Origin of the sequence: Streptomyces sp. NPDC004542 (assembly GCF_040610035.1) — a bacterium.
Classification (GTDB): Bacteria; Actinomycetota; Actinomycetes; order Streptomycetales; family Streptomycetaceae; genus Streptomyces.
Window position 1 is genome coordinate 101355 of record NZ_JBEXLP010000016.1, and the last position, 12426, is coordinate 113780.

At 72.2% G+C, this 12426-nt stretch carries 11 protein-coding genes and 1 pseudogene; 6 read left to right on the forward strand and 6 right to left on the reverse strand.

The features are described 5' to 3' along the window. Positions 1 to 87: 87 nt before the first annotated feature. The 3 genes from ABZX30_RS12565 to ABZX30_RS12575 all read left to right on the forward strand — a co-directional run bounded on the left by ABZX30_RS12565 (position 88) and on the right by ABZX30_RS12575 (position 2925). The gene (locus ABZX30_RS12565) at positions 88 to 795 is read left to right on the forward strand and encodes a chaplin (RefSeq protein WP_355932295.1); all 708 of its coding nucleotides are present in this window, start codon (positions 88 to 90) and stop codon (positions 793 to 795) included. A gap of 273 nt (positions 796 to 1068) precedes the next feature. Beyond that, a complete protein-coding gene (locus tag ABZX30_RS12570) occupies positions 1069 to 1947 on the forward strand; it encodes a GNAT family N-acetyltransferase (RefSeq protein WP_355932298.1) in 879 nt (292 codons plus the stop codon). Between the two features lie 201 nt (positions 1948 to 2148). Then, complete coding sequence (locus tag ABZX30_RS12575; RefSeq protein ID WP_355932301.1) at positions 2149 to 2925, forward strand: GNAT family N-acetyltransferase; 777 nt, start codon at positions 2149 to 2151, stop codon at positions 2923 to 2925. 25 nt (positions 2926 to 2950) lie between these two features. Here the strand turns inward: ABZX30_RS12575 and ABZX30_RS12580 are convergent. After that, positions 2951 to 3106: pseudogene (locus ABZX30_RS12580) on the reverse strand (GlsB/YeaQ/YmgE family stress response membrane protein); the annotation flags it as partial. 230 nt (positions 3107 to 3336) lie between these two features. Between ABZX30_RS12580 and ABZX30_RS12585 the strand changes: the two are divergent. Further along, a complete protein-coding gene (locus ABZX30_RS12585; protein WP_355932303.1) occupies positions 3337 to 4791 on the forward strand; it encodes a hydrolase in 1455 nt (484 codons plus the stop codon). A 39-nt stretch (positions 4792 to 4830) separates the two neighbouring features. Here ABZX30_RS12585 and ABZX30_RS12590 read toward each other — a convergent pair whose 3' ends face one another. Both ABZX30_RS12590 and ABZX30_RS12595 read right to left on the reverse strand, forming a co-directional pair. After that, positions 4831 to 7554 (reverse strand): sugar-binding domain-containing protein, encoded by a 2724-nt coding sequence (locus ABZX30_RS12590; RefSeq protein WP_355932306.1) that lies wholly within the window; start codon positions 7552 to 7554, stop codon positions 4831 to 4833. A 148-nt stretch (positions 7555 to 7702) separates the two neighbouring features. Further along, complete coding sequence (locus ABZX30_RS12595; protein WP_355932309.1) at positions 7703 to 8908, reverse strand: ROK family transcriptional regulator; 1206 nt, start codon at positions 8906 to 8908, stop codon at positions 7703 to 7705. Between the two features lie 126 nt (positions 8909 to 9034). Between ABZX30_RS12595 and ABZX30_RS12600 the strand changes: the two genes are divergently transcribed. Beyond that, positions 9035 to 10489 (forward strand): APC family permease, encoded by a 1455-nt coding sequence (locus ABZX30_RS12600; RefSeq protein WP_355932312.1) that lies wholly within the window; start codon positions 9035 to 9037, stop codon positions 10487 to 10489. Positions 10490 to 10565: 76 nt separating this feature from the next. On the opposite strand, the gene ABZX30_RS12605 is transcribed toward ABZX30_RS12600, so the two are convergent. The 3 genes from ABZX30_RS12605 to ABZX30_RS12615 all read right to left on the reverse strand — a co-directional run bounded on the left by ABZX30_RS12605 (position 10566) and on the right by ABZX30_RS12615 (position 12081). Then, complete coding sequence (locus tag ABZX30_RS12605) at positions 10566 to 11003, reverse strand: SPW repeat protein (RefSeq protein ID WP_355932315.1); 438 nt, start codon at positions 11001 to 11003, stop codon at positions 10566 to 10568. A gap of 82 nt (positions 11004 to 11085) precedes the next feature. Beyond that, a complete protein-coding gene (locus tag ABZX30_RS12610) occupies positions 11086 to 11373 on the reverse strand; it encodes a hypothetical protein (RefSeq protein WP_355932318.1) in 288 nt (95 codons plus the stop codon). An 81-nt stretch (positions 11374 to 11454) separates the two neighbouring features. Then, positions 11455 to 12081 carry a sigma-70 family RNA polymerase sigma factor gene (locus tag ABZX30_RS12615; protein ID WP_355932320.1) on the reverse strand — a complete coding sequence of 209 codons (627 nt, stop codon included), beginning with the start codon at positions 12079 to 12081 and terminating at the stop codon, positions 11455 to 11457. Between the two features lie 94 nt (positions 12082 to 12175). On the opposite strand from ABZX30_RS12615, the gene ABZX30_RS12620 reads away from it, so the two are divergent. Then, positions 12176 to 12426 (forward strand): MerR family transcriptional regulator (locus ABZX30_RS12620; protein ID WP_355932323.1); only part of this gene is annotated, 251 nt, incomplete at its 3' end.

Below are 12426 nucleotides of genomic sequence, written 5' to 3' on the forward strand. Positions count from 1 at the left end.
CGATAAGCCATAACTCGGACTGGTTCGCCTGCGTTGAGAGCGGTGCGGGTGAGTGCCCGTGAACCATCACTGGAAGGCAGGGAACCGATGAGACGGGTTACCCTCAACGGTGTGATCGGCGTCGTCGCCGCCTCCGGCGCGATGGCCGTGACCATGCCGGTGTGCGCCGCCATGGCGGCCGACGGCTCCTCCGCCGACGGATCGACGGCCGGCTCGGCCGGGCTGATCTCCGGCAACACCCTCCAACTGCCGCTGCACGTGCCGGTGAACGCGTGCGGGAACACCGCGAACGTGGTGGGACTGCTCAATTCCGCGGCCGGCAACGCCTGCGCCAATGACGTCGGCGGCGGGACCGGAAGCACGGCGACCGGCGGTGCGTCGGGGGACGGCGGTGCCCAGAGCAACGGCGGTGCCTCCGCGCACAGTGCCGCGCAGGATTCCCCGGGCGTGCTGTCCGGCAACGACGTCCAGCTCCCCGTGGATCTTCCGGTGAACGTCAGCGGGAACAGCGTGAACGTGGTCGGCGTCGGCAACCCGGCCCAGGACAACACCTCGGTGAACGGCCCCGGCCAGGACTCCCCGCCGCCGTCGACCCCCACGCCCGTGACGCCCCCGGCTCCCCGTACGACCCCTCCGGCCAAGGCCCACCCCGGTCCCGCGAGGGCTGTGCCGCAGACGCGCCCCGCCCTCGCCCACACGGGAGCGGACGAGATCGCGCCCGCCGCCGCGAGCGCCATGCTCCTGCTGGCCGGCACGGTCCTGTACCGCCGCTTCCGCCCCCGCCCGGAGCGCTGACACCGGTCACCTCCGGCCCCCTCCCGAGGCCCCACCGGACGCCCGGCCGGTGGGGCCCGGCCGTGTCCGGCGGTGGTTGGTCCCATGGCAACCTCCGTGCGGCACGCCGCGGTTGAGCCCGGTCAACGGCTCGATCCGGGCGTAGCGGATCCCCGGATGATCGGCAAGGATGCTGCGGGCGCGATCCACCAGCACACCCAGCACACCGCCCGGCACCACCCACGGACCCGGCCCGGCCGGCCCCTCCCGGCACCGACGGAATGGAGCGCACCGATGACCTCTCCGGTCCCCCAGAACCTCGTCATCACGCAGGCCGGCCTCGCGGACTGGCCGGTGATCAGCGGGTGGGCGGCGGACGAGGGCTGGAACCCCGGGTTGTCCGACGGGCCCGCCTTCTTCGCCCAGGACCCCGACGGCTTCTTCCTCGGCCGGATCGACGGCGAACCGGTGTCGGCCATCTCGGTCGTCAACCACGGTCCCGACTACGCCTTCCTGGGCTGCTACCTGGTCCGCCCGGACCTGCGCGGCCGCGGCCACGGCCTCACCACCTGGAAGACGGCCCTGGCGCACGCCGGGAACCGCACCGTCGGCCTGGACGGAGTCGTCGCCCAGCAGGGCAACTACCGCCAGTCAGGCTTCGAACTCGCGCACCGCACCATCAGGTTCACCGGCACCGGCACCGCCGCCGTCACCGGCACCGCCGCCGGGGCCGAAGCGCCCGCGGGCGTCCGCCCGGCCGGCCCCGCCGACCTGGCGGCCGTCACCGCCTACGACAGCGCCTGCCACCCGGCCGACCGCCCGCGCTTCCTGGCCGAGTGGCTGACCGCCCCGGGACACCGGACCGTCGTCCGCCACGACGGCGACCGCGTCACCGGCTACGGCGTGATCCGGCCCGCCCGCGACGGCCTGCGTATCGGCCCCCTCTTCGCGGACGGCGCGGACGACGCCCGCGCCCTGTTCACCGCCCTCACCGCGGGAACGGCCGGCACCGAGGTCTCCCTCGACGTGCCCGAGCCCAACACGGCGGCCGTCACCCTCGCCGAGGCGGCCGGCTTCACACCCTCCTTCGAGACGGCACGCATGTACACCGGCCCGGTGCGCCCGTACGCCACGGAACGGGTGTTCGGCGTCACGACGCTCGAACTGGGCTAGGCCCTGGCTGCGTCTGCCCGGCGGACCGGCCGCGGACCCGGAGCCGGGATGCCCGAGCGCTCGGACCGGCCCGCACGGGGGCCTCGTCGTACGCCCTGCTCACCGGCGCGCCGAAGCACCGTCCGACTGCTGCCGATCCGCCGAACAGGACCCGGGGTAAATCCCGTTGCCCGGTCCGGGCGTGGATGATGGGGTGGGCGCATGGATCACGCCGCCGTACTCGCCCTCTACGACCGGGACATGCGCGCGGGCGCACGGCCCGACGGCCCCGGCGCCCGGGTGGAGCGGGCCGGCGCCTGGGTGCGCCATGTCGCGGACGCCCGCAGCTGGAACGGCGTCCTGTGGTCCGCGCTGGACGACACGACCGCCGACGCGGTGATCGCCGAACAGATCGCGTACTTCACGGGCCTGGGCCGCGACTTCGAGTGGAAGCTGTACGGTCACGACCTCCCCGCGGACCTCGGCCCACGGCTCGCCACGGCCGGGTTCGCACGTGAACCGGAGGAGACGCTGATGGTCGCCGAGGCGGCGGACATGGCCGGCGGCGCGGAACCGCCCGAGGGCGTGCGCATCGTGCCCGCCGTCGACCGGGCGGGCGTCGACCTCGTGGTGGCCGTGCACGAGCGGGCTTTCGGCACCGACGGCACCCGGCTGCGCCACCGGCTGCTCGCCGGGCTGGCCGCCGCCCCGGACACCGTCGTGGCCGTCGTCGCGCTGGCCGGCGAGGAACCGGTCGGCGCGGCCCGCCTGGAGCTGGTTCCGGGTGCCCGGTTCGCCGGGCTGTGGGGCGGCGGCACGGTGGAGGCGTGGCGGGGCCGGGGCGTCTACCGCGCCCTGGTCGCCCACCGTGCCCGTGTCGCCGCGGCCCGCGGCTACCGCTATCTCCAGGTCGACGCCTCGGCCATGAGCCGGCCCGTCCTGGAGCGCCTGGGCTTCCATCCGCTCACCACGACGACGCCGTACGTGTACGGGACCTGAGGCGCGGCGGGCACCCCACGCCCCGTCAGCGGTGCGCCCCCGACCGGTCGAGGGCGGCGACGGCCAGTGCGGCCAGGCCGATCTGGACGAGCCACTCGATCCGGTCGGCGCCCTTGCTGCCGGCCACCCCGAACCCGGCGGCGATCGCCGAGCCCAGCAGGACGGCCACGGTGCCCGAGATCTCCATTCCGCCCCTCTTCCTGGGGATCCCGGCTGCGTCCGATCTGCCCGCTTACTGTGGAAACAGTCCGTTCCCCTTGTTCCCTGTGAATGCCGGGACCTTCTGTTCACCGGCCCGCCATGCCATGTACCTTTCAATAAGTCGACGCGTGTAGAACCCTCAACCCGGTTCTACGCGCGCAGATTTGGCGCCCGCACCGCCTCTACCCCACCCACACGGAGGTTCGCCGGATGCTTGGATCGAGGAGATCCCGCAGCAGAGTCACCACCGCCCTGGCCGGATTCGGGCTGCTCGTCACCGGAGCCGCCCTCCAGGTCACCACCAGCGCCACGCCCGCCCACGCGGCCACCACGCACCGCATCCTGTTCGACAACGCCCACGCCGAGACGGCCGGCAACGCCGACTGGATCATCTCCACCAGCCAGCCCGACCCGCTCGGCCAGGACTCCTCCCCGTCCGCCGAGACGGACTGGACCGGCGCCCTGTCCTCCTGGGGCGTCGCCCTGCAGAAGACCGGCGGCTACAGCCTGAAGACGCTGCCCTCGGGCTCCAGCCTCGGCTACGGCGGTTCGTCGGCCACCGACCTGTCGAACTTCGACACCCTGGTGCTGCCGGAGCCCAACACCCTCTTCACCACCGCCGAGAAGACGGCGATCATGAACTTCGTCAAGAACGGCGGCGGACTGTTCATGATCTCCGATCACACCGGCGCCGACCGCAACAACGACGGTGAGGACGCGGTCGAGATCCTCAACGACCTGATGACCAACAACAGCGTCGACTCCACCGACCCGTTCGGCTTCTCCATCGACTCGCTGAGCATCGGCTCCGACTACCCGTCGGCCATCAGCGACAGCAGCGACCCGGTGCTGCACGGCTCGTTCGGCACCGTCACCAAGAGCCTGATCGCCAGCGGCACCACCGCCACGCTCAAGCCGGCCGACAACTCCGCCGTCAAGGGCCTGCTCTACCGCACCGGATACTCCGGGAACACCGGTGCGTTCTTCCTCACCAGCACCTTCGGCAGCGGTCGCGTCGCTTTCTGGGGCGACAGCTCACCCATCGACGACGGCACCGGCCAGTCCGGCAACACCCTCTACGACGGCTGGAACGACTCCGGCGCCACCAACGCGGCCCTCGCCCTCAACGCCACGGCATGGCTCGCCGGCGCGGGGAGCGGCAGCGGAGGCGGCGGTGGCGGCTCCGGCTCCTGCACGGCCGCCCAGCTCCTCGGCAACAACGGCTTCGAGTCCGGCAACACCACCTGGAGCGGCAGCAGCGGTGTCATCACCAACTCCAGCGGCGAGTCGGCCCGTACGGGCTCGTACTACGCCTGGCTGGACGGCTACGGCTCCGCCACCACCGACACCCTCTCCCAGTCGGTGACCATCCCGTCCGCCTGCACCACCGCCGCCCTGAGCTTCTACCTGCACATCGACACGGCGGAGACGACCACCAGCACGGCCTACGACACCCTCAAGGTGCAGGTGCTGAACAGCTCCGGGACCGTCCTGAGCACCCTGGCGACCTATTCCAACCTCAATGCCGCCGGCGGCTACACCCAGCGCAGCTTCAGCCTGGCGGGCTACGCCGGCCAGACCGTCACCCTGAAGTTCACCGGCACCGAGGGCTCCACCCTGCAGACGTCGTTCGTCATTGACGACACGGCGCTCAACGTGAGCTGACGCCCCGGGGCCCGGCCGTCCCGGCCGGGCCCCACCGGGTCACCCGGCCGGAACCGTCTGCTCCGCCGTGTTCCAGCCGGAGACCCGCACCCGGGGGGCCGAGCCGTGCAGATCGGCCGTCCGGTAGGTGGCGGTCAGCGTCACCGACTCGCCGGGCCACAGACCGACCTCGTTGTCCGACCAGCGCACCGGCAGCACCGGCCTGCCCGCCGCGTCGACCAGGTGGACGTCCGTCAGCAGCGACGGGGTCTTCCCGCTCCCCGTGGCGCGCAGCGTCACCGTCGTGGTCGACGTGCCGCCCGACGACCGGGTGGACGCCGTCGCCGACACCGGCGCCCGCCCCATCGCGGCCAGCCCCTTCAGATCGGCGTAGTGCTCCGTGGGCGTGTGGTACCAGTCGGTCCGGTCCCAGTCGAGGGTGTCCGGTGCGGTGGAGAGCCAGTACACGTTCCGGCTCACCTCCTTGCCGGAGGAGTCGGTCAGGGTCAGCCGGGCCAGGTAGGTCTTCGGCAGTCCGCTCACCGTGGAGGGCAGGGTCACAGCGGTGGCGCGGGCGCCGTCCCCGTCGACCGCCACCCCGGTGACGGTCCTGTCGTACCTCTGCGTCCCGTCCGGGTCGAACAGCGTCGCCCGCACCGTGAGTCCCGAGGCGGCGGCATGCCGGTCGCCGACCACGACGACCGAGCGGTCGTCGTAGGAATACTGCACGTGCAGGGGCTCGTTCGCCTTCTTCGCGCCGAAGTAGGCCCCGCCCTGGTCGAGGTACCGGTCCATCAGCTGCCAGTGCAGGGACGTCCAGCCGCTGTTGAACATCCAGTGGATCACGCCGGTGGACGGCTTCGAGGAGTCGGTCGCGTTGCGCCGGTACGCCTCGAACTGGGCGCGTACGGCCTCGTACTGGGCGAGCTGGGCCTTGCGCACGTAGTCCGTGAGGCTCGTCGGGGCGCCGTAGCGGCCGGTGAGGGCGTCGTCGTAGATCTTGAGGGTGCCGAAGACCGGTGACGGGGAGCGGTGGTACTGCCTGGCGCCCGGATCCTTCCAGAGCGTGTCCAGTTCGGCCGGTGTCATCATCCGGCGCAGGGTGTCGAGGGTGGGGATGTCGGGGCCCGCGCTGGTCTCCGAGTTGAAGCCGGTGGCTCCGCCCTCGCGCTTGGCGTACCAGTAGCCGGGCGGGATCCAGTCGTACGGGCCGGTCATCTTCATGCCGGAACTGCCGAGCCGCGGCGAGGACTTGTCGGAGGCGGCGGCCACCACGGGGGTCGGCCAGTCGGCCGCCTTCAGCGCGTCCAGGTAGTTCTTCTCGATGGTGGCGTCGGGGGCGAAGTCGCTGCCGATCAGGAAGGAGACCACGCTCGGGTGGTCGCGCAGCCGGGCCGCCTCGGCGGCCATCGAGGCCTTGGCCACGGGATAGTCGGCGTCGGTCCACGGGTCTCCGGACTCGCCGCTCCCGTTGACCTGTCCCTCCCACTTGTCGCAGCACTCCCAGCCCGGCAGGGTGAGGATGCCGTACCGGTCGGCGAGGTCGAAGAACTCGTCCGGTTCGATGTGGCCTTCCAGACGGATGGTGTTGAGGCCGAGGTCGAGGGCGTACTTCAGCCGGTCCTCGGCATAGCGGGTGTCCCAGCGCAGGAACTCGTCCGGAGACCAGCCGCCGCCCTTGATCAGCAGCTTGCGGCCGTTGATCCCGTACTGGCGGGCGCCGTCGGAGTTCAGCGGCGCCCGCACGTCCCGGATGCCGAAGCTCTCGTGCACGGTGTCCGACACCGTGCCGGAGACCGACGTGGTGAGGTCCAGGCCGTACCGGGGCTGCCCGCCCATGCCCGCGGGCCACCACACCTTCGGGGATCCGAGGTGCAGGCCGGGGACGTCGGCGGGTGTGAAGGTCACGGTCTTCGTCTCGTGCGCCGCGAGCGGGACGGTCCGGGTGAAGGTGATCCCGCCGATGCTGCCGGTGACCTCGGCGGTGACGGGCGCGGCGGAGTCGTTGCGGGCCTGTGCCTTCACCGTCAGGTCCGCCGAGGCCAGCGACGGCACGTCCAGCTTCGTCACCACGTGCGCGTCGCGCAGCGCGACCGGGCCGCCGCGGCGGACGAGGACATCGCGGACGATGCCCATGTTCTGGTCCGGCGGCGGCTGGAGCCAGTCGATCCAGCCCATCGTCAGGTTCTTGTTCGGCTGGTTGGGCCGGACGCGGAAGGCGACCGTGTTCGTGCCCGCCCGCACGAGCGGGGTGACGTCCAGCTCGTGGTGCGTGTAGGCGCCCGTGACGTCCGCGGCCCGGGCCACCCGCGTGCCGTTGACGTACACGTCCGCCGCCGAGACGATCCCGCTGAAGTCCAGGTAGGTGCGCGGCCCGGTGTCGTCGACCGTGAAGTCGGAGCGGTACCACCACGGGACCTGGAAGTCGGCCTTCGGGATCTTCTGCTGGTTGGTGGACCGGAAGGGATCGGGGTACACCCCGTCGGCGAGCAGGGCCGCCAGGACGGTGGAGCGGGACCGCGCCGGATACCAGCCGGCCGCGGGATAGCCGGGGGAGGAGACGGCGGACGCGGAGTCGGTCACCTTCGCCGTGGACTGGATCGCGTAGCCGGTCAGCGCGGTGCCGGTGCCGGTGGCGGAGGGGACGTGCGTGGTACGGGGCCGGCCGTGCGACTCGGCGGGGGGCCGGGGTCCGGCCCAGGCGCCGCCGCCCAGCGAGCAGAGCAGGCCCAGGGTGACGGCGGCCGTGACGAGGCGGCGACGGTCGGCGGGGCGAGGGAACACAGGGGTCTCCAGCCTCGGTAAAGTTAGGAAACTTTACTAACCTGCCTCAAGCTAGGGTTCCGGACGGACCGTGTCAATCACCGCGGCGGGGCGTGATCGATCACCGCGACCAGAGCTCGGCCCGTCACCGCGGCCCGGCGTCCGCCGCTCACGCCCCGCCGGACCTGCGCTCGAACACCTTCTCCCGCGCCGTGCCCAGCGCCGTCGCCACCGCGCCGAGGAGCACCGCGTCCTCACCCAGCCGGCTCGGGGCGATCTTCGGCCGCAGCGGAGTGAGCGTGCGCAGCTGGTCCCGGACCGGCCCGAGCAGCAGGTCCACGCTGTGGCCGACGCCCCCGCCCAGCACCACCAGATCGGGGTCCAGTACCGCGGCGGCCGCCGCCACGGTGTGCGCTATCCGCTCGCCCTCCAGCCGCACCGCCTGCCGTGCCGCGGTGTCGCCCCGCCGGGCCGCGTCGAACACGGACTTCGCGGTGAGCTGCCCGCTCATCCCGAACCGGCGCGCCGCCTCCACCACGGCGACCCCCGACACCGCGTCCTCCAGCCGCTCCGGCTTCCGCTGCCCGGGCCACGGCAGGAAGCCGATCTCCCCGGCCAGCCCGTGCGCCCCCGTGAACAGCCGTCCTTCGCTGACGACGCCCATGCCGAGCCCGGTGCCGATCAGGATGTACGCGACCAGCCTGCTGCCCGCGCCGACCCCGTAGGTGTACTCGCCCAGCGCGGCCAGGTTGGCGTCGTTGTGCACCTCCAGCGGCACGCCCAGCTCCTCGCGCAGCCGGTCCAGCAGCCCGGCGCGGCCCCAGCTCGGCAGGTGCATGGCGTACCGCACCCGCCGCTGCCTCTCGTCGTACACGCCGGGCGTGCCCACCACCCCGTGCACCACCTCGGACGGGTCCACGCCCGAGTTCGCCACCACCTGCCGGGCATTCGCCACCACCTGCCGGGCAGAGGAGGCGACCAGGTCGGCAAGGGCGTCGGAGCCGCGGGCCCGGTTGCGCACGTCGGCGCGGGCGACCAGCGTGCCGGCCAGGTCGGCGACGGCCACCCGCAGCCAGCCGCGGCCCACGTCCACGCCGAGCACGTACCCGGCGGCCGGGTCGGGGGCGTACAGGACCGCCGTGCGGCCGCGCTCGGGGACGTGGGTGCCGACCTTGCGGACCAGCCCGGCGGCCTCCAGCGAGGCGAGCGCACTGGACACGGTCGGCTTGGACAGGCCCGTCTCGCGGGCCAGTTGGGCGCGCGAGGCCGTGCCGAGGATCCGCAGCCGGTCGAGCAGCAGCCGCTCGTTGGCGCTGCGCAGGCGCTGCCGGCTCCAGGGCTGATCCGGCGGGTCCATGGCGTCGCTGGCGGGCATCCGACTCTTCTCATGCCATCCCGGCGCCTGCTTGACGCCTCTGGTAAATCTCCTTAACTATATCGGCCACCCGGTCACTCGGCCCCGCCGGGCGAGCCCGCTGCCTGCCGCGCGTCAGGAGTCCCCATGTCCGGTAGTCCGCCACCCACGGGTGGCTTCGTCCGCCGCGTCGGCCTGTTCCAGGCCACCGCCATCAACATGAGCCAGATGTGCGGGATCGGTCCGTTCGTGACGATCCCGCTGATGGTCGCCGCGTTCGGTGGCCCCCAGGCCGTCATCGGCTTCGTCGCGGGCGCGGTGCTGGCCCTGTGCGACGGTCTCGTCTGGGCCGAGCTCGGGGCCTCGATGCCCGGCTCCGGCGGCAGTTACGTCTACCTCCGCCAGGCCTTCCAGTACCGTACGGGCCGGCTGATGCCGTTCCTGTTCGTCTGGACGGCGATGCTCTTCATCCCGCTGATCATGTCCACGGGTGTGGTCGGCTTCGTCCAGTACCTGGGCTATCTGGCCCCGGACCTGACCGGGACCCAGGGCGACCTGGTCGGGCTGGGTGTCATCACCCTCGTGGTGATCCTGCTGTGGCGCGGCATCGAGCACATCGCCCGCATCGCCGCCGTGATGTGGACCGTGATGATCGCCTCGGTGCTCCTGGTGATCGTCGCGGCGGCCACGGACTTCAGCCCGCACATGGCCTTCACCTACCCAGCCCACGTCTTCGACCTGACGAGCGACCGCTTCTGGCTCGGCTTCGCCGCCGGTCTGACCATCGGCATCTACGACTACCTCGGCTACAACACCACCGCCTACATGGGTGCCGAGATCAAGGACCCCGGCCGCACCCTGCCGCGCTCCATCCTCCTGTCCATCCTCGGCATCATGGCGATCTACCTGCTGCTCCAGATCGGCACGCTCGGGGTGATCGACTGGCACCGGATGACGGACCCGCGGGACATCGCCTCCACCTCGGTGGCATCGGCGGTGCTGGAGAAGACCTGGGGCAAGGGAGCCGCCGACACGGTGACCGTCCTGATTCTCGTCACGGCCTTCGCCTCGGTCTTCACCGGCCTGCTCGGCGGTTCGCGGGTGCCCTGTGATGCCGCCCGTGACCGGGTGTTCTTCCGTTCCTACGCGAAACTGCACCCCCGGCACCGCTTCCCGATGCTGGGTCTGGCCACCATGGGTGCGATCACGGCGATCGGCTTTCTGATCGGCCGCCACACCGACCTGGCGACCCTGATCCAGTTGCTCACCACGGTGATGGTGATCGTGCAGGCGCTGGCCCAGATCGTGGCGCTCAGCGTGCTGCGCGGGCGCCGGCCGGATCTGCGGCGCCCGTACCGGATGTGGCTCTACCCGCTGCCGAGCGTCGTGGCCTTTGCCGGCTGGTGCGTGATCTACGGCTACGCCGACGAGAACTCCCCGGGCCGCCATCCCATGGAGTGGTCCCTGGCCTGGCTCGCCCTGGGCTGCGCGGCCTACCTGGTCTGGGCCCGGCTGGAGCGGGTGTGGCCGTTCGGTCCGAAAGAGATCAGCGAGGAGTACGGCACCGCGCCGACGCCGCGGGCGGAGCGGGCCGGGACTTGAGCGCGCCGGCGTGCGGCGGGGCCGGTCCGCCGTCCACGGACCGGCCCCGCTTCCTCTCCTTCCAGGGGCTCTCGGGTCACGGCTTGGGAGCGCTCTTCGCCGCCGTACCTGCGCACATCAGCCCGAGGACCACGGCCAGTGCGCCGATGACGACGTTGTTGGCGATCACGCCGGCGTCCGGGCCGCTGCCCACGATCCAGGGTGCGATGATCATCCAGACACCCATGGCACACATGGCCCAGCTGAGGCCGTACATCCGTGCGGGGGCCGTGGTGAACCCCAGGGCCAGCAGGCCGATGGCGATGCCCATGATCAGGTTGTGGACCGCGAGCGCCGGCTGGCTCGTCGTGTAGTGGAGGATCCAGGGCGACGCAGCGCAGTACAGACCGAGCAGGAACACCGGTCCGTCCACGAGCGCCACATCACGACCGCCGAGCATGCGGGCGTAGCGTGCCCGCATTTCGGATACATCGGGGTGGCTCGTTATGTCACCTCTGTGCGAGACGTTGGCCATGACTCGTCTCCTTTGACTTACAGGCCTGACCGCGTCTGGTGCGGTATGCGGTAAGCGCCGCTACCCTCCATTCTGCTCTTATTCATTCTTTATGTGCAGAGGTGGGAGCAGAGGGACCCCGGTGATGCGCGAGGATGTCGCGCCACACCCGTGCCGGGGGCGCGACCAGGAGGTCTTCCCCGGACGGGGCGGCCCGGGCCGCGGCGACGACCAGCAGCAGCCCCGCCAGGACGTCCCGGCACCGGCGGCAGTCGGCGAGATGGGGCAGTGCCTCGGCGAGGAGCTCCGCCGGAGCCGCCTGCGCCCCGTCGAGGGCGATCGACGCCAGGTCGTCCGGCGGGACATGGCCCGGCCCGTACCCCTCGCCCATGGCTCCACCTCCAGATGTCCGCCCGCACATGGTCCCACCCCTCCGCATCGTTTCCGCATCGAAAACCGCTGCGGTCGGGGCTCAGGTGTTCCCGTCCCGGTCCTCCGTGTCGGACGACCGCTGCTCCAGGCCGTGCCGCAACCGGTGCAGCCCACGCCGCGCGTGGCTCTTGACCGTGCCGAGCGGCCAGCCCGTGCGCTCCGCGATCTGGGTCTGGGTCAGGTCGTCGTAGAAGGCCAGGTACAGCACCCGCCGCTGGGGCGCGGGGAGGCGGGCCAGTTCGTGGCGCACCAGTACGCGGTCGACGGCCGAGGTGGGCTCCTCGGGTGTGCCGGTCCCGGCCAGGGCCTCCGCGGCGGCGGTCACCACGTCGCCGCGCCGGGTCCGCGCGGACAGGGCGTCGGCGACCTTGCGGCGGGTGATGCCGACGATCCAGCCGCCCAGCGGGCCGCGCTCGGGCCGGTAGCCCCGCCGCCCGCGCCACACGCCGAGGAACACCTGCTGGGTGACGTCCTCCGCCTCCCCGGCGTCGCCCAGGGAGCGCAGGGCCAGCGTGTACACCAGCGCCGACCAGCGGCGGTAGGCCGCCGCGAGACAGGCTTCCTCGCCCGCGACCAGGCCGCGTGCGAGCTCCTCGTCGGCGAGGGACTCCTCGACCGGGGCCCACCGGGGCAGGTCGGTGACGGCGACGGCCGGATAGGAGGTCATGACCACGGCTCCTCACAGGGGACGGTGTGGCCATGCTGGAAGCCCGACGAGCGGCGGCTCAACTTGCATCGTTTGTGCGTCGTATAGTCGCCGTATGAGCGACCCACGGATCACCGAACCGGGGCTGACCACCGGAGCCCTGGCCCGGCGGCTCGGTGTCTCACCGACCACCCTGCGCTCCTGGGACCGTCGCTACGGGATCGGTCCCGCCGAGCGCGCCGGAGGCCGGCACCGGCGCTGGACGCCGCGCGACGTGGCCATGGTGGAGACGATGTGCCGGCTGACCGCCGCCGGAGTCCCGCCCGCCGAGGCGGCCCGCGCGGTGCAGGACGGCGCGGAGGCCGT

What these genes read in the sequence shown, in the direction of transcription:
- ABZX30_RS12565 (WP_355932295.1), top strand. Translation starts at nt 88, where the DNA reads ATGAGACGGGTTACCCTCAACGGTGTGATCGGCGTCGTCGCCGCCTCC.
- ABZX30_RS12570 (WP_355932298.1), top strand. Translation starts at nt 1,069, where the DNA reads ATGACCTCTCCGGTCCCCCAGAACCTCGTCATCACGCAGGCCGGCCTC.
- ABZX30_RS12575 (WP_355932301.1), top strand. Translation starts at nt 2,149, where the DNA reads ATGGATCACGCCGCCGTACTCGCCCTCTACGACCGGGACATGCGCGCG.
- ABZX30_RS12585 (WP_355932303.1), top strand. Translation starts at nt 3,337, where the DNA reads ATGCTTGGATCGAGGAGATCCCGCAGCAGAGTCACCACCGCCCTGGCC.
- ABZX30_RS12595 (WP_355932309.1), bottom strand. Translation starts at nt 8,908, where the DNA reads ATGCCCGCCAGCGACGCCATGGACCCGCCGGATCAGCCCTGGAGCCGG.
- ABZX30_RS12600 (WP_355932312.1), top strand. Translation starts at nt 9,035, where the DNA reads ATGTCCGGTAGTCCGCCACCCACGGGTGGCTTCGTCCGCCGCGTCGGC.
- ABZX30_RS12605 (WP_355932315.1), bottom strand. Translation starts at nt 11,003, where the DNA reads ATGGCCAACGTCTCGCACAGAGGTGACATAACGAGCCACCCCGATGTA.
- ABZX30_RS12610 (WP_355932318.1), bottom strand. Translation starts at nt 11,373, where the DNA reads ATGGGCGAGGGGTACGGGCCGGGCCATGTCCCGCCGGACGACCTGGCG.
- ABZX30_RS12615 (WP_355932320.1), bottom strand. Translation starts at nt 12,081, where the DNA reads ATGACCTCCTATCCGGCCGTCGCCGTCACCGACCTGCCCCGGTGGGCC.